17 protein-coding genes are annotated in these 21207 nt (G+C 65.0%); 4 read left to right on the top strand and 13 right to left on the bottom strand.

What is annotated here, in order from left to right:
- Positions 1-8: 8 nt before the first annotated feature.
- The 11 genes from hmgA to ACP7EG_RS06645 all read right to left on the bottom strand — a co-directional run bounded on the left by hmgA (position 9) and on the right by ACP7EG_RS06645 (position 11847).
- Positions 9-1313, bottom strand: a complete 1305-nt coding sequence (hmgA, locus tag ACP7EG_RS06695) for a homogentisate 1,2-dioxygenase (RefSeq protein ID WP_426086972.1) — start codon at positions 1311-1313, stop codon at positions 9-11.
- Entirely contained in the window at positions 1310-1495 is a 186-nt protein-coding gene (locus tag ACP7EG_RS06690) for a hypothetical protein (protein WP_219134274.1), read from the bottom strand. The genes hmgA and ACP7EG_RS06690 overlap by 4 nt, the downstream gene beginning before the upstream one ends.
- 104 nt (positions 1496-1599) lie before the next feature.
- Entirely contained in the window at positions 1600-3270 is a 1671-nt protein-coding gene (locus ACP7EG_RS06685; RefSeq protein ID WP_426086971.1) for an FAD-dependent oxidoreductase, read from the bottom strand.
- Between the two features lie 31 nt (positions 3271-3301).
- Positions 3302-4627: an MFS transporter gene (locus tag ACP7EG_RS06680; RefSeq protein ID WP_426086969.1), complete on the bottom strand. Its 1326-nt coding sequence runs from the start codon at positions 4625-4627 to the stop codon at positions 3302-3304.
- A gap of 175 nt (positions 4628-4802) precedes the next feature.
- The gene (locus tag ACP7EG_RS06675; RefSeq protein WP_426086968.1) at positions 4803-5621 is read right to left on the bottom strand and encodes a helix-turn-helix domain-containing protein; all 819 of its coding nucleotides are present in this window, start codon (positions 5619-5621) and stop codon (positions 4803-4805) included.
- An 18-nt stretch (positions 5622-5639) separates the two neighbouring features.
- Complete coding sequence (gene msrA, locus ACP7EG_RS06670) at positions 5640-6149, bottom strand: peptide-methionine (S)-S-oxide reductase MsrA (RefSeq protein WP_426086967.1); 510 nt, start codon at positions 6147-6149, stop codon at positions 5640-5642.
- A 33-nt stretch (positions 6150-6182) separates the two neighbouring features.
- A complete protein-coding gene (locus ACP7EG_RS06665) occupies positions 6183-7550 on the bottom strand; it encodes an MBL fold metallo-hydrolase (RefSeq protein WP_426086966.1) in 1368 nt (455 codons plus the stop codon).
- 124 nt (positions 7551-7674) lie between these two features.
- Positions 7675-8649 (bottom strand): porphobilinogen synthase, encoded by a 975-nt coding sequence (gene hemB / locus ACP7EG_RS06660; RefSeq protein WP_100873238.1) that lies wholly within the window; start codon positions 8647-8649, stop codon positions 7675-7677.
- A 112-nt stretch (positions 8650-8761) separates the two neighbouring features.
- Positions 8762-9664: a VirK/YbjX family protein gene (locus tag ACP7EG_RS06655; protein WP_426086965.1), complete on the bottom strand. Its 903-nt coding sequence runs from the start codon at positions 9662-9664 to the stop codon at positions 8762-8764.
- A gap of 151 nt (positions 9665-9815) precedes the next feature.
- Positions 9816-11171: a sensor histidine kinase gene (locus tag ACP7EG_RS06650; protein WP_426086964.1), complete on the bottom strand. Its 1356-nt coding sequence runs from the start codon at positions 11169-11171 to the stop codon at positions 9816-9818.
- The gene (locus tag ACP7EG_RS06645; protein WP_071077124.1) at positions 11161-11847 is read right to left on the bottom strand and encodes a winged helix-turn-helix domain-containing protein; all 687 of its coding nucleotides are present in this window, start codon (positions 11845-11847) and stop codon (positions 11161-11163) included. Before ACP7EG_RS06645 ends, ACP7EG_RS06650 begins: the two co-directional genes overlap by 11 nt.
- A gap of 257 nt (positions 11848-12104) precedes the next feature.
- Between ACP7EG_RS06645 and ACP7EG_RS06640 the strand changes: the two genes are divergently transcribed.
- The 4 genes from ACP7EG_RS06640 to ACP7EG_RS06625 all read left to right on the top strand — a co-directional run bounded on the left by ACP7EG_RS06640 (position 12105) and on the right by ACP7EG_RS06625 (position 16222).
- A complete protein-coding gene (locus ACP7EG_RS06640; protein WP_071077123.1) occupies positions 12105-12881 on the top strand; it encodes a DUF481 domain-containing protein in 777 nt (258 codons plus the stop codon).
- Between the two features lie 16 nt (positions 12882-12897).
- Positions 12898-14766, top strand: coding sequence for an esterase/lipase family protein (locus tag ACP7EG_RS06635; RefSeq protein ID WP_426086963.1), 1869 nt, complete (start codon positions 12898-12900; stop codon positions 14764-14766).
- A 124-nt stretch (positions 14767-14890) separates the two neighbouring features.
- The gene (locus ACP7EG_RS06630) at positions 14891-15535 is read left to right on the top strand and encodes a hypothetical protein (RefSeq protein ID WP_426086962.1); all 645 of its coding nucleotides are present in this window, start codon (positions 14891-14893) and stop codon (positions 15533-15535) included.
- Positions 15536-15541: 6 nt separating this feature from the next.
- Entirely contained in the window at positions 15542-16222 is a 681-nt protein-coding gene (locus ACP7EG_RS06625; protein ID WP_426086961.1) for a hypothetical protein, read from the top strand.
- Positions 16223-16233: 11 nt separating this feature from the next.
- Here the strand turns inward: ACP7EG_RS06625 and ACP7EG_RS06620 are convergent, their stop codons facing one another.
- Positions 16234-17229 carry an HD domain-containing phosphohydrolase gene (locus ACP7EG_RS06620; RefSeq protein WP_426086960.1) on the bottom strand — a complete coding sequence of 332 codons (996 nt, stop codon included), beginning with the start codon at positions 17227-17229 and terminating at the stop codon, positions 16234-16236.
- Between the two features lie 13 nt (positions 17230-17242).
- Positions 17243-20956 (bottom strand): PAS domain S-box protein, encoded by a 3714-nt coding sequence (locus ACP7EG_RS06615; protein ID WP_426086959.1) that lies wholly within the window; start codon positions 20954-20956, stop codon positions 17243-17245.
- Positions 20957-21207 lie beyond the last annotated feature (251 nt).

Below are 21207 nucleotides of genomic sequence, written 5' to 3'. Positions count from 1 at the left end.
AAGCCAGACTAAGCCTGGTCCGGATCGAAATGCTTGCGCAAGCCTTGCCAGCATTCGAAATAGTCGTTCTGCAGCAGGCCGCCGTCCAGGGCGAACGGCGTGGGCTTGAGGATGGTGCGCGTCTCGAACATGAAGGCCATGGTGTCGGCCACCTTCGCGGGTGCGGAAGTGTCGCTGTGCGAGGCGCGTTCGAACGTTTGTGCATCGGGACCGTGGCCGGACATGCAGTTGTGCAGGCTCGCGCCGCCCGGCACGAAACCGGCCGCCTTGGCGTCGTACACGCCGTGGATCAGGCCCATGAATTCGCTGGCCACGTTGCGGTGGAACCACGGCGGCCGGAACGTATGCTCGGCGGCCAGCCAGCGCGGCGGGAAGATGGCAAAGTCGATGGCGCCCAGCAGCGGGTTTTCGCTCGGCGCCTGCAGCACAAGGAAGATCGACGGGTCGGGATGGTCGTAGCTGATCGAGCCGATGGTGTTAAAACGGCGCAAATCATATTTGTACGGCGCGTAATTGCCGTGCCAGGCCACCACGTCCAGCGGCGAATGGTCGAGCGTCGTGCGCCACAAATGGCCGCCGAACTTGGCCAGCAATTCGCACTCGCCGTCGATATCCTCGTAGGCCGCGTGCGGCGTGAGGAAATCGCGGCTGTTGGCCAGGCCATTCGAGCCGATGGGCCCCATGTCGGGCAAACGAAAAGCCGTGCCGAAGTTTTCACACACATAGCCGCGCGCCTGGCCGTCCGGCAGGGTCACGCGGAAGCGCACGCCACGGGGAATGACGGCGATTTCCTGCGGTTCCAGTTCGATCAAGCCCAGTTCCGTGGCGATCGCCAGCCGGCCTTCCTGCGGCACGACCAGCAATTCGCCATCGGCCGAGTAAAAGAAGCGCTGCATGGAACAGTTGGCCGCATACACGTGGATGGCGCAGCCGCTCATCGCTTCGGCACTGCCGTTGCCGGCCATGGTTTGCCAGCCGTCGATGAAGTCGACCGGCGTGCCGCTGTCGGGCAACGGCAGCGGGTCCCAGCGCAGCTGGTTCGGCGGCGTGGGGGGCATGGCGTGAAAATCGCTGACGATGCGGGTATTTTGCAGCAAGGTAAACGGCGGATGCTGGCTGGCGGGACGGATGCGGTACAGCCAGGAGCGCCGGTTCTGCGCGCGCGGCGCCGTGAAGGCCGTGCCCGACAATTGTTCCGCATACAGGCCCAGGGGCGCTTGCTGCGGCGAATTTTGCCCCTGCGGCAAGGCGCCGGCGATGGCTTCCGTGGCAAATTCGTTGCCGAAGCCGCTTTGGTAGCCGGCGCCTGTCATGCGTTTTCCGCCAGGCCGTCGGCCGCGTCGCGCAGCAAGCCCTGCACCACGTCGGCCTGGCCGATGGCGCCCATGGCCAGCAAGGCAAAGCGGGCCAGGAACAGCGGCGAGCGCTGTTCGCCCAGGCCGCCCATGGTGTGGCACAGCTCGGTGTACAAATTATCGAGTTCGATGTCGGTCATATTATCTCCTGATCTTGATGTATTACATTCGCCCATTTCAACCCGAAAGGCGGAACAGCTGGGGTCGGACCCTCAGGGTCCGACCCCGGAATTTGCCGTTGGGCTTAACTCGCTAATATCCTCGCCAGCGCCTGCGCCACCTGCCCCGCCTGCACTTGCCGCCAGCGCCCCAGCACGTGGCCGTCCGGACGCACCAGGTAAAACGTGCCTGGCTGCGCGTCGAATAGCGAGAATACCCGCGCCGTGTGGTCCCAGGCGCACTCTTGCGCCCCGCTGCGGCTGATCGCCACGGTACTCAACGGCAAGGTGTCGCCCAGCGCCAGCAGTTCGGCTGGCACGGCCCCATCCTCGCTGAAATACAGGCCCGTGAAAGCACCAGCGGCGCGCAGCACCAGATCGGTAATATACCCGGCTTTTTGTCCGCCGTTGTGCGGCAGCGCCAGCGGGCATTCTGGCAAGACCGTGCCCGGCGCGGGACCAGTTGCAAACACGTCCGCGTCAACCGCATTCAGGGGCGACCGCGCATACGCGATGGCGCTGGTCTGGCGCGGGTTGATCAGCGAGCGCACGTGCGCATGCTTGCCCGCCAGGCCCAGCACGGCCGTGCGCATCAGCTCGAAAGCGAAGGTGGGCGGCGCCATGAATTCCGTGCTTTTGGTGCCGTGGCGCAGGTTTTCACGGGCGGCGAACACGCGTTCGTCGGAATAGCTGTCCAGCAGCCCCTGTGGCGCCCGGCCCTTGACCACATACGCCAGTTTCCAGGCCAGGTTGTCGGCATCGTCGATGCCGGAGTTCGCTCCGCGCACGCCGAAGATGGGCACCAGGTGGGCCGCATCGCCGGCGAACAGCACGGCGCCGTGCCGGTATTTGTCCAGGGTCAAGGCGTTGGCCTTGTAAATGGTGATCCACACGGGATGCCAGGGCGCTGTTTCCCCCATCATGGCCAGCAGGCTGTCCACGCGCGGCGCCACGTTTTCCAGCAGCACGGCCGCCTGCGCATCCTCGTCGTCGCGCAGCTGGTAATCGATGCGCCAGATATCGTCGGGCTGCTTGTGCACCAGCACGGTCGAGCCGGGATTCGATGGCGGGTCGAAATACGCGAGGCGCTCCGTCGGGCGCTCGCTCTTCAGGTGGATATCGACGATCACATAGCGCCCTTCATAGCTGGTGCCTTGCAATTTGAAGCCCAGCGCCTCGCGCACGGCGCTGCGCCCGCCATCGGCCGCCACCAGCCAGTCCGCCTCGATTTTGTAGGTTTCATCGGGCGTGGCCACGGTGACCGTGGCGCCATCGGCGCGCTGCTCCACGCCGGTCACCCGTGTTTGCCAGCGGATATCGATCAGCTCGCTCTGGCGTTCGGCTGCATCGAGCAGGAATTGCTCGATATGGTATTGCGCCAGGTTGAGCATGGGCGGCAATTTCTGCTGCGCGTCTTGCGGCATCGTAAAGTGCAGCACTTCCTCGTCGCGGTAAAAGCTGCGCCCGCCCGCCCACGGCAAGCCTTTGCTCATAAAACCGTCGAGCGCGCCCAGGCGGTCGATGATTTCCAGGCTGCGCCGCGAGATGCAGATGGCGCGGCTGCCCGTGCAGACGCCATCGTCCGCTTCGATCAGCACCGAGCGCACGCCGTGGCACGCCAGGCCCAGGGCCGTGGCCAGGCCCACGGGACCGCCGCCGACGATCAGCACCGGCACGTGCTCGATGCCGGCACCGGCAGGTTTGCCGGGCGGATACAGCTTCGGCACATGGGGATAAGGGTGGAATGTATCGCTCATGATGTTTCCTCTTCAACAATATTCGACAATACTATTTGCTACTGCGCGCGATGGGCAGTGTCAGCACGATGGCCGCGCCCGCCACCAGCAGCACGCTGGCGTACAGCAAGCCCGTGGCAAAGCTGTGCGTGACATCCTTCAGCCAGCCCACCACGACGGGATTCAGGGCCGAGCCGATATTGCCCGTGGCATTGATGACGGCGATGCCGATGGCGCGCGCGCCCAGGCTCAGGGCCCGGTCCGGCGTGGTCCAGAAGACGGACATGGCGGTATACGCGCCCGTCGAAGCCATGCACACGCCCAGCAACTGCACCACGGGATTGCCGGAGTACGCGGTGAAGAGCCAGCCGCCGGCCGACAGCAGCATGGGCCAGACGATGTGCCAGCGGCGCTCCTGCAAGCGGTCCGAGCGGCGGCCCCACAGAATCATGCCGATCACGGTGCATACTTGCGGAATGGCGGCCAGCAGACCGATCTGCGTGTTGCTGGCGTTGCCGCTGAAACTTTTCACGATCAGCGGCGTCCACACGGCCACCATCGCCAGGGTGTTGACCAGGCAAAAATAGGCGATGCCGAATTTCAATACCGTGGGCGACAGCATTTCCGCCAGCACGGAGGTCTTCTGCTCCTGCGCCACCGGCTTGTACTCGGCCGCCAGCATGCGCGCCAGCACCTGCTGTTCCAGCTTGCCCAGCCAGTTCGCCTTGTTGGGCGAATCGTCCAGATAGCCGTACACGGCCAGGCCCAGCAGCACGGATGGCATGCCTTCGAGCAAGAACAGCCATTGCCAGCCCTTCAAGCCCCAGTGGCCATCCAGGCCCAGGATCAGTCCCGACAAGGCCGAACCGACGGCAGCCGTGACCGGCATGGCGATCATGAACAGGGCGTTGGCGCGCGCCCGGTAGGCGCTGGGAAACCAGTACGTCAGGTACAGCAACATGCCGGGCAAAAAGCCCGCCTCCGTCACGCCGACCAGGAAGCGCAGCGCATACAGGCTGGCCGGGCCACTGGCGAACAGGGTCGCCGTCGAGGCCAGGCCCCAGGCGATCATCATGCTGCCTATCCATTTACGGGCGCCGATGCGGGCCAGCACGATGTTGCTTGGGATGCTGCACGCGATGTAGGCAATGTAAAACAAGGTGGTGGCAAAGCCGAACTGGGTGCCGGACAGTCCCAGGTCTTGCATCATGGTCAGGCCGGCGAAGCCGATGTTGATGCGGTCAAGAAAGGAAAAAACGAACAGCAGGAACAAGAATCCCAGCAAATGGCGCGATACCTTGCGCATTACCTGCTGTTCCAGTTGATTGGTGGCCGCGTCGAGAACGGGCGCGTTGGTGGCTTGTGTGGCGCGGGTCATGCTTGTCTCCATAAGGTGTCGCCCTCCCCTTGTTGTTGTTCTTGGGTAAGGGCGGCCGGGTAATCCCGGCTTGAAACACAGTATGCAGACGACGATGCCGGCAGCTGTCCCCATTTTGGGGACAACTGCCGGGCAAAACAGTCAAAAAGGCGGAGCCATCCCTACGCCGAAGGGACTAGACAGGCGCTGGCGCCATGCACAGGGCGAACAACTGACGCTGGCTGGAAATGCCCAGGCGTTTATACGCGCGCTTTTGATACGTGATGACGCTCGATGGCTGCACGCCCATGGTTTCGGCGATTTCCACAGCCGTGAGGCCTTCGAGCACACAGCGCAGCACGTCCAGTTCGCGCTTGCTCAGGGCGGGGCAATGCTGGCGCAACCTGGCCAGCATCATGGGCGAAACGCCTTGCGCGGGCTGGCCATTGACGCTGTAGTGGTGTCTGGCCGCATACGCGAACAGCGGCGACAAGGTTTCGATGGCGGCGATTTCGCCGGGCTGGAACTGGCCCTGGCTGCTATCGCGGTAAAAATTGACGGATAGCCAGATGTCGCCGGCCGGCTGCACCAGCAGGGACAGCCGGTCCGACACATTCGGTCTTTGATAGCAGACGGCGCGGTAGCCCGGGTGGCAGATCTCGTCGCTGGCCTGCTGGTGCAGCACGATGGCGGGGTCCAGCTTCGGCTGGCGGGCTGGCGCGATGACGCTCTGGTTGCCGTCGAGCGCATAGTAGTGGCGCGCGTAGCTGTCGGCGATATCCTGCAAAAAACGCCCGCCACGCCGGTCGGCCACGGCCACCGTGCGGGGCCGGTTGCCGAATTCATAGGCAAAGATCGTGCACTGGGCGATGGAGGCGGCCGTGCCGGCCGTTTTCAGGATGGCGCCCGCCATGGCATTCACGTCGGCATGGCCGATGGCGGCCAGCAGATCGAGGGCGCGCCCCAGGTCCAGCTGGCCTTCCGCCTGCCGCCGCTCCACCTGCCAATAGCGCATGGCCGCCTCCCGTGACGCTTATTGTTGACGCTGCGGCAAGACCCAGTCCGGCCGGATGTAGTGGCAAGTATAGCCGTGCGGCAAGCGCTGCAGATAATCCTGATGCTCCGCTTCCGCTTCCCAGAACGGGCCGGCCGGCGCCACTTCGGTCACCACCTTGCCGGGCCACAGACCGGAGGCGTCGACGTCGCGGATGGTGTCTTCGGCCACCTTTTTTTGCTCGTCGCTGGTATAAAAGATGGCCGAGCGATAGCTGGTGCCGCGGTCGTTGCCCTGGCGGTCCGGCGTGCTGGGGTCGTGGATCTGGAAGAACAATTCCAGGATCTTGCGGTAGCTGATGGTGTTCGGGTCGAAGATGATTTCGATCGCTTCCGCATGCGTGCCATGGTTGCGGTAGGTGGCGTTGGCCACGTCGCCGCCGCTGTAGCCCACGCGCGTGGCAAGCACGCCCGGATAGCGGCGCAGCAAGTCTTGCACGCCCCAAAAGCAGCCGCCAGCCAGGATCGCGGTCTCGTTGTCTTGTGCCATGGTGTCGTTCCTCTTCATTCAGAAGCAGCTATCTTACCGCGTCGCGCCATTTCCTTCAGGCCGCGCCAAAAGGCGCTTCAGCTGCGCCGCCTGGTAGGCGCCGATGGCGTCGTTGAACAGGCAGCGGATCAGGGGGTCGTCAACGATGTCGGCCTCTTCCAGTTCGGCCCGCGTGGCCGCATCGAAAGGGCCATCGTTGATGCGCATGTACATCGAGGTCAGCGATTCACCCAGCGCCAGCGCCGCATGGCATTTCACCAGCGGCACCTCGGTGGTCCAGCCCGGCGCCTCGCCCGTGTCCGGCACCAGGTCGATCAAGTCGCCGTGCGTGCGGTAGTGCAGGACGGTGGCTGCGCCGTCATGGCCGTACAGGGCCAGGCGCCACAGGCGCGGGATTTGGAAGTAACTATCCTCGGGCAGTTCCATGTCGCGGTAGCGTTCGAGCAAGCCATGCTGGCAAAAATCGAGCACCAGCGCCGCATCGGCATCGCTCAGGGGCGCGAAACGCCGGGCGATGTCGGCGGTCGCGGGCGGCGGCGCATCGGGGCGGTAGTCGAAATCGACGTCCTGCGTCCCGACGGGGATGACCCAGGGCAGCGGCGCGGCCGGCGCCAGGCCGTGCGCGTCGAGCAGCACGGACGTCGACGGGTCGAGGCGGAAGATGTGCGCGTCCGGCAGCGCGGCGCCGATTTCATCGGCAAAGCGGCGGTAGGTAATCGGGAACATCGCATGGTTGTACCAGGACCAGTCTTCCTGCACGAACTGGCAAGAGCTGGGCACGAGGTAACGGGGCGCCAGCGCGCGCAGTTGCGGCACCCAGTCGTCGGGAAGCTCGACTGGCCCCTGCGCTGCCAGCGACGGCGCGATGACGGCGAGCTCGCGCATGGTCTGGAACGGCCACAAGACCATGTCCCAGGGCGCAAACGCGGCCAGCTGCGCCAGGGTTTCGGGTCCGATCCAGGAATCGACGACGTTGAGCACATTCAGGCCGGCGGCGCGCACCTGGAACAGCGAGTCGACATCGTCGTCCAGCGCGCGGCGCGGGATCACTTCGATGGGGCCCACGCGCACGGGCACGTCGACGTGCAGGCGCTCGACGGTGGTAAAACCCAGCGCGCGCAGCATGACGAACAGCTCGTCGAAGACGCAGTACAGGTAGATGGGCGTGGCGCGGTCGAGCACATCGAGACTGTCGAGCGAGCAGTGGTCATCGTGGAAGTGCGAGATGAAGACGGCATCCCAGCGCAGCCGGCGCACGGCATCGAGGTCGAAGCGCACGGACGGAAACGCGTGGCAGTTACGGCTGAACGGATTTTCGACGATGGGGTCGAAGGCGATGGCCGTGCCTTCGCATTCGAAGACATAGCCGGCGTGCAGGATGCGGGAGATTTTCAGGGGCATGGCTAAATAAATAAATAAAACCCAACGGCAAATTCCGGGGTCAGACGGGGACGCCGAGTCCCGGCGGGTCTGACCCCAGCTCTTGCTTTTGGGGTAAAAATAAGCACCAACTTGACGGGAATGCTCAATACGGATTATTCAGCACATCCATCGCGAAGTAAGTAAAGATCATGTCTGCGCCCGCGCGCTTGATGGCGCCCAGGGTTTCCTGCACCACGCGGCGCTCGTCGATGGCGCCCGCCTGTGCGGCGAACTTGATCATCGCGTATTCGCCGCTGACCTGGTAGGCGCCGATCGGCAGGCGCGTCACTTCGCGCAGGTCGCGGATGATGTCCAGATACGCCCCGGCCGGTTTCACCATCAGCGCGTCGGCGCCTTCGGCTTCGTCGATCAGCGACTCGCGGATCGCTTCGCGGCGGTTCATCGGGTCCATCTGGTAGGTTTTGCGGTCGCCCTTCAGGGTGCTGCCGGCCGCATCGCGGAACGGGCCATACAGGCCGGAGGCGAACTTGGTGGAATACGCCATCACGGGCGTGTCGTGGAAGCCGGCCGCGTCCAGCGCGCTGCGGATCGCCGCCACCTGGCCATCCATCGCGGCCGATGGGGCGATGATGTCGGCGCCCGCCTGGGCCGCGATGACGGCCTGCTTGCCCAGGTTCAGCACCGTGCTGTCGTTGTCGACCGTGTCGCCATGCAGGATGCCGCAATGGCCGTGGTCCGTGTATTCGCAGAAGCAGGTGTCGGACATGACCACCATTTCCGGCACGGCGTCCTTGATGATGCGCGACATGCGCGCCACCAGGCCGTCCGGGTTCAGAGTGTCCGTGCCGTGGCTGTCCTTGTGGTGCGAAATGCCGAAGGTCATGACGGAGCGCAGGCCGGCGCGCGCATAGCGTTCGACTTCCTGCGCCAGCTTCGCTTCGGGAATGCGGCGCACGCCAGGCATGGACTTGATGTCGATGAAATCGCTGGAACCTTCGTCGACGAAGATCGGCAGGACCAGGTCGCGCGGATTGATCTCGGTCTCGCGGAACAGCTCGCGCAGTTGCGGGGTCGCGCGCAGGCGGCGCATGCGCGAAGTGGGGAATTGTGCTGGCATGGGGTGACTGGCTTCAGGTTGAGAACGCCGATAAGTATACGCCGATCACGCCGATTGCGCCGGGCCGCGCGGCAAAAAAGCCGCACAGGTCAAAAAATGCCGCCGGGTGCTTTCATTGCGGGTGCAACAGGGCCGCCACTTGCCAGCGCATGTCCGCCGCCAGTTGCAGCAGCATGGCGCTGCGGCGGCGCGCCTCGGCACGCTTTTTCGACGGCACCAGTTCGATGTCCGGCATCCGGCAAGGGCCGCATGGCAGGCGGTAATTGCCGTCGCTGGTGGGCAGCGCATGCAATTCCTGCCACGCCAGGTCGTAGTCGCACGAGATGTGGCGGCGCCGGCGCCAGTTCAGCGCGATGCGGTTGGCGTTGCTGACCAGGTGCAGATGGCCGCAGCCGAAAAAGTCGCCCAGGTCGCGCAAGGCGGCCACCATCAGGTTTTTCGGCCGGCAGCCGTGCAGCGCCCGCGTGGCCTCTTTCACCGCGAGGGCGCCGGCAGGCGAGCGCAAGCCCTGCAAGGCGCCCAGCTGGATGACGGCGCCGCCAGGCTGGGGCCGGAACAGGAAGCTGGCCAGGTACAGCGACACGCCGTCACGCGTCAGGCGCAGGCACAGCTCCCCTTCGCGGTGGCTGTCGTGAATGGCCGTCAGTTGCAAGCGGTAGGTGGCGCCATCCTTGCCCTCGATGCTGGCCAGCACCAGCGCGCGGCGCGCCGCGTATTCCACCAGCCCCCGCGCGCCGGCCTGCCACAGGAAGCGGTAATGCCCGCGCAACAGCTCCACCCTCGCCGCGCAAGCAAACTGGCGGCTGGCGTAGGGACGGTAGATTTTATACAGCAGGCTGGGATGGGCTTGCGCCAGCGCCGCCAGACCCGGCGTGCCGGCGATGAAGGCTTGCCAGCGCGCGCGCTGCAGGGGAAAGACCAGCGCGCCCAGAGTGGCCTTGAGGCGGTGGCCATGCTGGCGCAGTGCCGGCAGCTGCGGCGCGGCGTTGTCGCCAATGGCGGTAAAAGGTTGCATGCGAACGGCTCTACTGAACGGGACGCGGCGACGGCCGCAAACAGCCCGGCGCAAAGCGGCTGCGCGCACGCAGCCGCTCTACGCCGGGTAGAACGGATGATAGGGGGAGGTGAAAACGAAGGGGGTTACAAGTTGGTAATGTGCGGCCCGGCTAGCGCAGCAGCCGCAGGCGCAGGCGCAAGCCCGGCGCCGCATCCTCGATGTCCAGGCTGCCGCCGTGCAGGGCCGCGATGGCCGCCACGATGGACAGGCCCAGGCCATTGCCGGGTAAATGGCGGCTCTTGTCGAGCCGGTAAAAACGCTGCGTCAGCTTCGGCAATTCTTCCCGGGGCACGCCGGGGCCGTTGTCGCGCACGGCCAGCCAGCTGCCCTGCTCATCGCTGCCGGCCGACACTTCCACCGTGGCGCCCGGCCCAGCATACTTGATGGCGTTGTCGACCAGGCTGGCCAGGGCGCTGCCCAGCAGGTTGCGGTCGCCGCGCGCCGGCACGCTGTCGCCATACATCTGCACCAGCAGCACGCCCTGCTCGTCAGCCGTCGCCTCGTACATTTCCACGATGTCGGCGCCGATCTGCTGCAGGTCGATGTCGTCGAAATTCTCGGGACGCATGCCCGATTCGGCCGCTGCGATCTGCAGCAGCTTGTCGAACACGCGCGTCAGGTCGTCGATGTCGTCAATGGCCGCCTGCGCCGCACTCTCGTAGCCGGCCACGCTCTGCTGCTGGCGCAAGGCGCCATCGAGCTTGTTGCGGATGCGACCCAGCGGCGTGCGCAAGTCGTGCGCAATGGCGTTCGAGACGTGGCGCACGCCTTCCATCAGGTGTTCGATGCGGTCGAGCATGCGGTTGATATCGCGGCTCAGCAAGCCGAATTCATCCTCGCTGGCGACGGGAATGCGCCGGCTCAGGTCGCCTGCCTCGATTTCCCCCGCCGTGCGGCGGATTTGCCCGATGCGCGCCTCGAGCTGGCGCCGGAACAGCCAGGCGCCCGCCACCACCAACAAGATGGCCACCCCGCCGCCATAGGCCAGCGAGCGCAGCACCAGGGTACGGATGGACTTGCCCTCTTCCATGTCGCGTCCGACGAACAGGCGCGCGCCGCCCGCCAGGTCGCGGATCAGCATGCGCGCGGGCACCCTGCGCCCTTCGCGCGTGACGTCGCGGTGCAGCAGGCGGCCCACGGGACTGGCAAGGTCAGGCCAGGACGACAGATTGCCGGCCACGCGGTGGCCATCGGCATCCACCAGTAAAAAAATCTCCGTGTCGCTGTCGGTGCGGTCGGTGAGCAGATGGGCGATTTCCGCCGTCGTGCGGCTGCTGCCCCCCTGCTGGTACAGCACGGCGAGGCGCTCCGAGAGCAAGGTCAGCTTGCGGTCCACGCTGCGATCGAGCACGCCGATGGTGCCGAAATAGAAGACGGCGCAGACGATGCTGATCGACACGACCACCAGCACGCCATAGCCGAGCGCCAGGCGGGCCGCAATGGAACGGTGCCAGTTACGCACCATCGAGCACGCCCAGGGTGTAGCCGACGCCGCGCACCGTGTGGATCAGCGGCGGCGAAAACTCCTTGTCCACCTTGGTGCGCAAGCGGCTCACCTGCACATCGATGACGTTCGTCTGCGGGTCGAAATGGTAGTCCCACACGGCTTCGAGCAGCATGGCGCGCGTGACGGACTGGCCCTGGTGGCGCATCAGGTATTCCAGCAGGCGAAATTCGCGCGGCTGCAGGGCGATTTGCCGGTTGGCGCGCGTCACGCGCATGGTGCGCATGTCGAGCACCAGGTCGGCCACCTGCAGCTGCGTCGATTCGGGCACGGGCGCGGCGCGCCGCAGCAGCGCCTCGATGCGGGCCAGCAGTTCGGCGATGGCGAACGGTTTCGACAGGTAATCGTCGCCGCCGCTGCGCAAGCCGCGCACGCGCTCGTCGACGCTGGACAGGGCCGACAGCACCAGCACGGGCGTGTTGCGGCCCATGCCGCGCAGGCGCGCGACGATGGCCAGGCCGTCGATCTCGCCGGGCAGCAGGCGGTCGAGCACCAGCGCATCCCAGTCTTCGCCGCAGGCCAGGCGCATGCCGTCGATGCCATTGTCGCAGGCGGTGACGTCGTGGCCTGCCTCGCGCAGGCCGGCACAGATATAGCGGGAAGTTTCAGCTTCGTCTTCGATAACCAGGCAGCGCACGGGAGATTCCTTGTAAAGATCAGGCAGCAAACAGGCGCAGCATACGCCAGGCGCGCGCCACTTGCCAGCCCTGTCGCGTGCGGCAAACGATGGCGGGGTCGGGTACAATACAGCCTCGACAATGTTTGGCCGCGCCCGCGCGCGCGTACGTACGCATGTTTTTATCGGCGCCGCCCCGATTGCTGCGGCCTGCATCGACACCACCGCCACTAACGAACAGCAGGCACGCCCGGCGCGCGCCATAGACAAATACAGCCATGAAATCGACCCACTCTCTCGCACTGGCGCTGGCCATGGCCATCACCTGCGGCAGCGCCGCCGCCGCAGACGTAAAACAAACCATGCTGTTCGATGAAATTCCCATCGGCAGCTGGAGCACCTCCGCCGAACTGGGCGCCATCACCACCTCGGGCAATACGGTCGGCACCTCGGTGACGGGCAAGATCGACGCACGCCAGGAACTCGATGACTGGAGCAACCAGTACATCTTCAGCGGCTACTTCAAGGAAGATGAAACGACGAACGACGACGGGCAGAAAGTGCGCGAACGCTCGGCCGAACGCTTTTCTGCTTCCGCCAAGGCCGCCTACAAGCTGATGGCCGACCATGAAAAACTGTTCGTGCTGGCCTCGCACGTGAACGACAAGTTCGGCGCCTACACCAAGTACTCGACCCTGGCCGTCGGTCATGGCTCGCGCTGGTACCAGTCGAGCGACAAGAGCGTCGACGTGGAATTCGGTCCTGGCTATTTCAGCGGCACCAACGACACGGGCGAATCGGAGCACGGCCTGACGGTGCGCGGCGCGGCCGCCATGAAGTGGAAAATCAGCCAGTCGGCGATGTTTTCGCAGACGCTCAGCGTCGAACGTGGTACGTCGAACACCCACTCCATCGCCGAAACGTCCCTCAGCACGAAAATCAACGGCACCATGCAGATGAAGGCCGCCTTCAGCGCGCGCAACGACACGCGCGTACCGGACGACAAGAAGAACACGGATACGCAGACGTCGCTGACCCTGGTCTATTCGTTCTGAGATGCCGGCCAGGCTGATGCGGCGACTGCGCCTGGGCGCCCTGCTGTGCGCGGCGGCGCTGCTGAGCGGCTGTGCCGCCGTCACCGTCAGCGCGATCTCCCCGGCCGACTACCTGCAGCAGCGGCGCGGCGACATCCTCACCACGGGCAAACTCAGCGCTGCGGCCAGCGAAGTGCTGCGCATTATCGGCAGCGACATCGCCGCCTGCGAAAGCAATACGGGCAGCTGCCGCGCCGACCTGGCCCGCTCCGAGCTGCTCAGCGACGAGCAGCGCCTGGCCACGCTCTCTGAATTGTGGCTGGAAAGCGCCCTGGCGGAAGAAAAACAGGGTGGCCACCCCAGCGCCGAATTGCTCGCTGCCTGGCTCGAATCGGCCCGCTACGCGTACGCATACCTGTTCTACACGACGCGCACGCCGGGCCAGCGCGCCTTCGAGGAACGCCAGACGCAAATACGCGACTACTATAACTATGCCGTGCAAAAGGCCGTCGGCAACCTGTTCCGCCACCGTGGCGAATACCGCCCCGACGGCCATGTGATCCGCGTCGCCGGCTGGCAGATCGACAGCGAATTGTCGGCCCTGCGCCTGCCCGAAGACGGCACCCTGCCCGAAGAACTGCTGCCGGCCACCTCGCTGTCGTTTTCCGGCCTGCGCAATGTGTACCGGCGCGACGGCTTCGGCGCCGATCTGGTCGCCGTGATGCCCAAACCAGGCGCATCGAAAGGCGAGTATGTGCCCTACCAGGAAACCCGCTTCCCCGTCGTCACGGCGCTGATCCGCTTCGACGGCAACAGCCTGCAGGAGGTATTGGCCACGCAGCAGTTGATGGTGATGCTGGTGGACCCGACGCGCAGCGACTCGACGCGCATGGCGGGCCAGGAATTGCCCGTGGCGGCCAACTTCACGGCCGGCTATGGCCTGTGGCTGGCCCGTTCCGGCTTCGGCGTGCAGGCGCTGCGCACCCTGTTCGGCCGCGCCGACGGCATTTCGCGCCCGCAGGTGCACCTGATGCAGCCCTACGACCCGAACAAGCGCACCATCGTCATGCTGCACGGCCTGGCCAGCAGTCCGGAAGCGTGGATCAATGTGGCGAATGAACTGATGGGCGACGAGCAGCTGCGGCGCCGCTACCAGATCTGGCAGGTGTACTACCCCAGCAATGCGCCACTGGCGGCCAACAATGCCGCCATCCGCCAGGCGCTGGCCGCCACTCTGGCGCATTTCGACCCGTCAGCCAAGGCGGATGCGGCGAACGACATGGTCTTGATCGGCCACAGCATGGGCGGCGTGCTGGCGCGCCTGATGGTATCGGATGCCAGCAACACCCTGCTCGACGCCATCACGGAAGAATACAATTTGAAGGGCAAGAAGGCGGAAAAAGTACGCGCCGGACTGGCGCCCTACCTCAATTTCACGGCCATGCCGCAGGTAAACCGCGCCATCTTCATCGCCGCACCGCACCGCGGCACCTCGTTCGCCAACCACAAGGTGGCGCGCTGGATCGCCAACCTCGTCACCCTGCCCATCAACATGCTCGAGCAGCTGTCGGACGCGGCCGGCAGCCTGGCGCAGCTCGACACGGGCAGCAGCGAACCGCTGCGCATCCCCAACAGCATCGATAACCTCAGCGACAAGGACCCCTTCGTGCGCCTGGTGGCGGACCTGCCCATCAGCCCGAAAGTGCGCTATTACTCCATCATGGGCAACGACACACCGGAACTGCCCCTGCTTGAATCGAGCGACGGCGTGGTGCCCTACGCCAGCGCCCACCTCGACGGCGCGCTGTCGGAAAAAGTCATCCCTTCGTGGCACAGCGTGCAGGAAAGCCCGCAGGCGATTCTGGAGATACGGCGGATTTTGCGGCTGCCAGACACTTTGCCTTAAGGCACCTGGCATGCTCCCCGCATGGCTTAACGCTGGATAAGAAAGTTGCGTCACGTGATAAAGTTGCGAAACATGAGAATCTTGTATATGATGTTCTTTACCACGCTACTGCAAAGGAATCATCATGACAGCGCATCTGCATCACGATACTCTGGCGCCCGAGCGTCAGGCATTAACCGATAGCGACCTGCGGGTGGTGGAACAATTCTCGCAGCTCGTGACCGCACAGCTCGACGTACTGGCGCAAGGGCCCGAGCGCCAGCGCCTGATCGACGTGGCCACGCGCGCACTCCATCAGGCGCGCGCTTCGCTGGGCGCCGCGCGGCCGCTCGCGCCGCTCCAGCTTCCCGTGTCAAAACTCAAGGTGTCCGATGTCATTGGACAAGGATGGGTGGAACTGTCGCAGGCGTCCCTGTATCGCGCAGTGGAAAGCAAGCGGTTTTATTGCGTGACGCCCAAGGGGCGCAGCATCGGCAAGGAATTTCCAGCCTGGCAATTTGTCCAGCCCGTGCCGGAACTGATTGGGCCGGTACTGACCGTCCTTGCCGACCAGCCGAGTAGTGAAATCCATGCCTTCTGGGTCAGCCGTGTTGACGAACTCAACGAGCTGTCGCCGGCAGAGATGCTTGCAGGCAAATCGTTCGAAACGCGCGCCGAGATCCATCCAAGCCAGCAGGCGCTGCTGGATCTGCCGGCAAACGAGAGATTGCGCAAGGTGCTGGCGGCGGCCAAGTGGCAGCATAGGGGGATGGCTGACATCGTAGGCTAGTCCGGCATGACGCCTGAACTGGAAGAAACACCTATCCCGCCAGAAATGGCTGCGCGCCTGCCGGCATTGGCCTTGCTGCGTGCTGAATTATTGCGCAATCTTGCCACCCATCAAGCAGACCAGCCCCTGATACGCGCAGCGTGGAGCGCGGCATCCATCTGGCCGGCAAAGGTCGAACGCACGTATCGTTTCGGTCCTCCCGCCGCGCTGGCCGGCCCGGACGGTTTCCCCTATCACTGGGTGTATATCGCAGAAGATACCTGCACGGCTGCCTGGGAAGCCCAGCTTTGCTGCAACGACGTCACGCGCCCCGGTACCTTTTACGTCGCGCACAGGGCGGAACAGGCGCTGATCGCAACCTTGTCATTCGCCACCCTTCTGAACTTGCTCGACCTGACAGGCTTGGCCGCCAGCCGGCTGGGCATCTATGATCAACTGCGCAGCCCCGATCACGGCTGGTGTCAAAGGCTGGGCTGGCAGCTGGATCAGATCATTGCACAGGAGAAACGCCAGATCCATGGTTTCATGTATCCATCGCGCCGACAGCCCGGTAAACTGGCCTATGCGATATCCTCGCGCCATATGGCAGCGCTGGGAACCAGCATGGCATGCTCACACGTACAATTCGGCAACACTGAAGCCTATGCGCGCCTGCTGGCCGATCACCTGCGCGTGGACCCACCCTGACCTGAGACGCCCTACACCGGCTCGCGCCACTTGTCCTTGATCTCCAGCATGGCTGGCAGCTGTTCGATGAACAGCGCCAGCAGGGTCGGGTCGAAGTGCGTGCCGCTGTCGCGCTGCATGGTGGCGATGGCCTCTTCGACCGTCCAGGCGCGCTTGTACGGGCGTTCGCTGGTGAGCGCGTCGAAGACGTCGGCGATGGCGACGATGCGGCCTTCGTGGGGGATTTCCTCGCCTTGCAAGCCTTGCGGATAGCCGCTGCCATCCCATTTCTCGTGGTGCGTCAGGGCGATGATGCGCGCCATTTTTAGAAGGCCGCCCGCGTGCTCGCCGATGATGGCCGCGCCGATTTCCGCATGGCGGCGCATGACGCTCCATTCGTCCGCATCGAGCTTGCCCGGCTTTTGCAGGATGGCGTCGGGGATGCCGATCTTGCCCACGTCGTGCATGGGCGCCGCATTCAATAAATCTTCCGCCCTGGCCGCGCTGTAGCCGGCCGCCAGCGCCAGCTGGCGCGCATAATAGCTCATGCGGATGACGTGCATGCCCGTCTCGTTGTCCTTGTATTCGGCCGCCTGGCCCAGGGTCTGGATCACCTGCAGGCGCGAGCGGCGCAATTCCTCGGCATCGACCAGCGACAAATGCGTGCGCACGCGGGCGCGCACGATGGGCGGGCTGACGGGCTTGGTGATGTAGTCGACGGCGCCGGCGTCAAAGCCGTCCGCCTCGTCCTTCACGTCGCACAGGGCTGTGACGAAAATCACGGGGATGGACGCGGTGGCCGGCATGGCTTTCAGCTGGCGGCACACTTCGTAGCCCGTCATGGCGGGCATCATGATGTCGAGCAGGATCAGTTCGACGGGATTGTTCTGCGCCAGTTCCAGCGCCTTCTCGCCATCCTTGGCATACAGCAGGCGATAATCATCCTGCAAGATCTGGCGCAGCACCTGCAGATTCGTCGCTTCGTCGTCCACCAGCAGCAGGATCGGTTTGTCTTCGTGTAAGGTCATCGTTAGCCCAATATCAGGAAAGGTCGGCCGGCGCGGGAGCCTCAAGCCACGCCAGCAACTGGCGCAGCACGTCCGCGGCGCGCGCAAATTCAAAATCGTCGATGGCGCTGGCCAGCGCCTGCAGGCGCTGCTGCTGGCCGTACGGCGCCAGCATGGCAGCGATCTGCGCCATCAGGGCATCGTCCAGCTGTCCGCCTTCCAGGCTGACGATGGCTTGCCGCAGCAAGGCGCCAGCGACGGATGCATCGAGCGGCGCGCTGGCAGCCGGCGCAGCATCGGTGGGCGCCAGCGTCGCCATGGCACCCTCCTCCAGCTCGCCGGCCAGCGCCATGAAGGCGGCCGCCAGCTGTACCAGCAATTCGGTGGCCGGCAACTGGCGCGCGATGGCTTGCTCGATGCGTCCCAGCAGGCTTTCGACCTGCACCAGGCACAGGTTGCCCGCCGCGCCCTTGATACGGTGCAGCAGGTGGCCCGCCACGCTGCCATCGCCACGCTCCAGTTCCGCCGCCAGCATGGCGGCGCAATCGCCATTGGCCTGCACGAAGCGCGCGATGGCCCGCTGCAAGGTCTCGCGGCCGCCCCACAGGGCGATGCCGCGCTGCCAATCCACCTGGCCTGCGGCGGCACGCGCCGCCGAGCCGGCCGCCGGCGGCGGCATGGCCACGGCGATATCGAGCAGGCGGGCGATTTCCGCCGTCAGCTTGTGCATTTCCAGCGGCTTCGAGGCAAAACCGTTCATGCCCGCCGTCTGCGCGGCGCGCCGGTCCTGTTCCAGTACGCTGGCCGTCAGGGCGATGATGGGCGTCGCCTTCAAGCCCTGTTCCCGCTCGTATACGCGAATCAGGCGTGTCGCTTCCAGGCCATCCATGCGCGGCATCTGCACGTCCATCAGGACGATGTCGAAGCTGCCACGGCTGAACTCGCGCACGGCGCTCTCGCCATCGCTGGCGGCGATCACCTGGTGGCCGGCCGCGCCCAGACTGATCTGCAGCAGCTCCACGTTCTGCGGCACGTCGTCGGCCACCAGGATGCGCAGCGGCGGCAAGGCCACCACGGGCTGTTCGCTGCGGCGCGCCACAGCCTTGCCCGGCGCCAGCGGCAGCAATACATGGAACACGCTGCCCACGCCCAGGGTGCTTTCCACCGTGATGGTGCCACCCATCAGTTCGACCAGCTGCAGCGAAATCGTCGTGCCCAGGCCCGTGCCGCCAAAGCGGCGGCTCATGGAAGAATCGGCTTGCGTAAATGGGGCAAAGATCTTGTCCAGGCGGTCGGCGGGGATGCCGATGCCCGTGTCGTGCACGGCGATATGCACCTGCTCGCCCTGCATGGCGACGGCCACGCGCACGTGGCCCACTTCCGTGAACTTGACGGCGTTGCCGATCAAATTCGTCAGCACCTGCTGCAGCCGGCGCGCGTCGCCCAGGAAGAACTGGCCCATGCCCGGATCGACGTCCACATGCAGCACCAGGTCGCGCGCCTGCGCCGTGATGCGCAGGGAGGCCGCCACATGGTCGACCAGGTCCGGCAGCGAAAAGTCCACCAGTTCCAGCTCGGTGGCGCCTTTTTCCAGCTTGGCCGTGTCGAGGATGTCGTTGAGCAGCTCGAGCAGCGAACGGGCCGACTGGCGCACCGTGCCCAGGTGGCGGCGCTGCAGGCTGTCCAGGGCGGTCCCCAGCAGCACTTCCGTAAAGCCGATGATGGCGTTCATCGGCGTGCGGATTTCATGGCTCATGTTGGCCAGGAAGCTGGTTTTCGATTCGGCGGCCAGCTCGGCGCGGTCTTTCGCCGCGCGCAGGTTTTCCTGCATGGCGCGCCGTTCGCTCACGTCGGTGGCCAGCTTGACCACCTTGAACGGCTTGCCGTCCGTGTTGAAGATCGGGTTGTACGAGGCCTGTATCCACACTTCCCGGCCATCCTTGTCGATGCGCTTGTACTCGCCCGTATTGAATTCGCCCTGCGCCAGTTGCTGCCAGAACGCGATGTAGTCGGGCGAAGTGACATAAGCCGGTTCGCAGAAGATGCTGTGGTGCAGACCCAGCACGTCATCGAGCCGGTAGCCGAGCAGGTCGAGGAAGTTCTGGTTGGCCGCCAGGATGCGCCCCTGCAGGTCGAACTCGATGACGGCCATCGCGCGCGAGATGGCCGTCACCTTGCCTTCGTATTCGGCGTTGCGCAATTCGCTTTCCGTGATGTCGAGGATGACGCCGTCGATCCAGCGCACCACGCCGTCGTTGTCGAGCACGGGGCCGCTGCTTTCGCGCACCCAGCGCTCGCGCCCGTCGCGGTGGATCAGGCGGTAGACGTTCTCGAAATCGCGCTTCTCGCCGGCCGCCTGCACGCAGGTGTCGCTGACGCGCTGGCGGTCGTCCGGATGCACGAGGTCGAACAGCCTGACCCGCCCTTCGATGAAGTCCTGCGGCATCCAGCCTGTCAGGTTGAAGACGGCATCGCTGATGAAGATCATCTTCCATTCGGGCGCGAAGCTGCAGTGGAAGGACACGCCGGGGATATTGCGGATCAGGGTGCGGTACTGGCGCTCGCTGTCCTTCAGCGCCTGCTCCATGCTGCGCGAGGAGCGCATGTCCGTCACGAAGGCCACGAACAGGGGCTGGCCCGGCGTGTCGATCTTGCCGATCGCCACGCGCATGGGCAGCACCGCACCATCCTTGTGGCGGCCATTGAGTTCGCGTCCGCTGTCGAGGATGCGCGAAGCACCCGTTTCCAGGTAGTCGCGCAGATAGCCCTCGTACTCGGCGGCGTCGGACGGTTGCAGCAGCACGCTGGCGTCGCGCCCAACGATCTGCGCTTCGCGCCAGCCAAACAGGCTTTCCGCGGCGGGATTGAAGGAGCGCACCTTGCCCTGGCCATCGATGGTGATCAGGCCATCGGCGGCCGTGTCGACGATGGCGCGCAGGCGCGACTCGCTGGCGCTGGCATGGCGCAGCAACTGGCGGTAGCGCAGCAAGCCGTTCGCGGCGACCACAAAGACGGTCAGGGTGACGGTGATCAGGGCCACGGCCAGGGCCACGAACGAGGCTTGCACCACAATCGTGTTCTCGCCTGCCGTGGGCGTGCCGGAAAATCGCGCCGCCAGCATGCCCGTGTAATGCATGCCGGAAATGGCCAGGCCCATCACGACACTGCTGACCAGCAGCGCCGTCAGCGCACTGAGGCGCTGGCGCATGGCGCTCAGGCCGAAGCGTATCCACAGCGCCAGCATGGCCATGGTGACGGCCACCAGCAGCGACAGGGCAAACAGCCACGGCTCGTAGTGCAGGGTCAGCGAAGTTTGCATGGCGGCCATGCCGCTGTAATGCATGGAGCCGATGCCCACGCCCACCAGCACGCCGCCCACCACCAGCTGGCGCCAGTTGATGCGCGGACGCGCCAGCAGGTTCAGCGCCACCCATGACGCGGCCACGCCAGGCAGCATCGACAGCAGGGTCAGACCCGGTTCGAAGGACACACGCGTGCAGATGTCGAAAGCCAGCATGCCGATGAAGTGCATCGACCAGATGCCGCCGCCCAGCGCGATGGCGCCTGTGATGATGGCCGTCTGGCGCTGGAAGCCCCGTTCGCTGCTGCGCGCCATGCCGGCGATCTGCAGGGCCATGAACGAGGCAAAGATGGCGATAGCGATGGAAAACAGCACCAGCCAGGCATCGTGCGTGCCGTAGATATACGGCACGGTATCGGTCGAAAAGGCAAAGATGGAACTCAGCATACTGTCGTGAACTACATAGAGTGAAACGTGACGTCGCAAAACATGACAGCGCACCGCGCGCCGATGCCAGGCTTTTTAGTAAAGCGGCAACACAGCGAAAATGACAACGGCAGCAATCGACCAGGGCAAGGCTCGGTCATCACGCCCACGCCTGCCGCGCGGGGGAAAGGTGCCCGTTCAGAGAGAACAAGCGGAATACGTACGAACTCTGGCGCGGATAGCTGGCCGCCAGCGTGACGATGATTTTTTAA

The organism is Janthinobacterium sp. PSPC1-1 (genome assembly GCF_049897625.1).
GTDB classification, from domain to species: domain Bacteria; phylum Pseudomonadota; class Gammaproteobacteria; order Burkholderiales; family Burkholderiaceae_D; genus Janthinobacterium; species Janthinobacterium tructae.
Note: the sequence above shows the minus strand (reverse complement) of the source record. Positions and strands in the feature narration are given on the sequence as shown.

Bases quoted from the DNA above. Each gene is read 5' to 3' on its own strand.
- hmgA (WP_426086972.1), bottom strand. From the start codon at position 1,313: ATGACAGGCGCCGGCTACCAAAGCGGCTTCGGCAACGAATTTGCCACG.
- ACP7EG_RS06690 (WP_219134274.1), bottom strand. From the start codon at position 1,495: ATGACCGACATCGAACTCGATAATTTGTACACCGAGCTGTGCCACACC.
- ACP7EG_RS06685 (WP_426086971.1), bottom strand. From the start codon at position 3,270: ATGAGCGATACATTCCACCCTTATCCCCATGTGCCGAAGCTGTATCCG.
- ACP7EG_RS06680 (WP_426086969.1), bottom strand. From the start codon at position 4,627: ATGACCCGCGCCACACAAGCCACCAACGCGCCCGTTCTCGACGCGGCC.
- ACP7EG_RS06675 (WP_426086968.1), bottom strand. From the start codon at position 5,621: ATGCGCTATTGGCAGGTGGAGCGGCGGCAGGCGGAAGGCCAGCTGGAC.
- msrA (WP_426086967.1), bottom strand. From the start codon at position 6,149: ATGGCACAAGACAACGAGACCGCGATCCTGGCTGGCGGCTGCTTTTGG.
- ACP7EG_RS06665 (WP_426086966.1), bottom strand. From the start codon at position 7,550: ATGCCCCTGAAAATCTCCCGCATCCTGCACGCCGGCTATGTCTTCGAA.
- hemB (WP_100873238.1), bottom strand. From the start codon at position 8,649: ATGCCAGCACAATTCCCCACTTCGCGCATGCGCCGCCTGCGCGCGACC.
- ACP7EG_RS06655 (WP_426086965.1), bottom strand. From the start codon at position 9,664: ATGCAACCTTTTACCGCCATTGGCGACAACGCCGCGCCGCAGCTGCCG.
- ACP7EG_RS06650 (WP_426086964.1), bottom strand. From the start codon at position 11,171: ATGGTGCGTAACTGGCACCGTTCCATTGCGGCCCGCCTGGCGCTCGGC.
- ACP7EG_RS06640 (WP_071077123.1), top strand. From the start codon at position 12,105: ATGAAATCGACCCACTCTCTCGCACTGGCGCTGGCCATGGCCATCACC.
- ACP7EG_RS06635 (WP_426086963.1), top strand. From the start codon at position 12,898: ATGCGGCGACTGCGCCTGGGCGCCCTGCTGTGCGCGGCGGCGCTGCTG.
- ACP7EG_RS06630 (WP_426086962.1), top strand. From the start codon at position 14,891: ATGACAGCGCATCTGCATCACGATACTCTGGCGCCCGAGCGTCAGGCA.
- ACP7EG_RS06625 (WP_426086961.1), top strand. From the start codon at position 15,542: ATGACGCCTGAACTGGAAGAAACACCTATCCCGCCAGAAATGGCTGCG.
- ACP7EG_RS06620 (WP_426086960.1), bottom strand. From the start codon at position 17,229: ATGACCTTACACGAAGACAAACCGATCCTGCTGCTGGTGGACGACGAA.
- ACP7EG_RS06615 (WP_426086959.1), bottom strand. From the start codon at position 20,956: ATGCTGAGTTCCATCTTTGCCTTTTCGACCGATACCGTGCCGTATATC.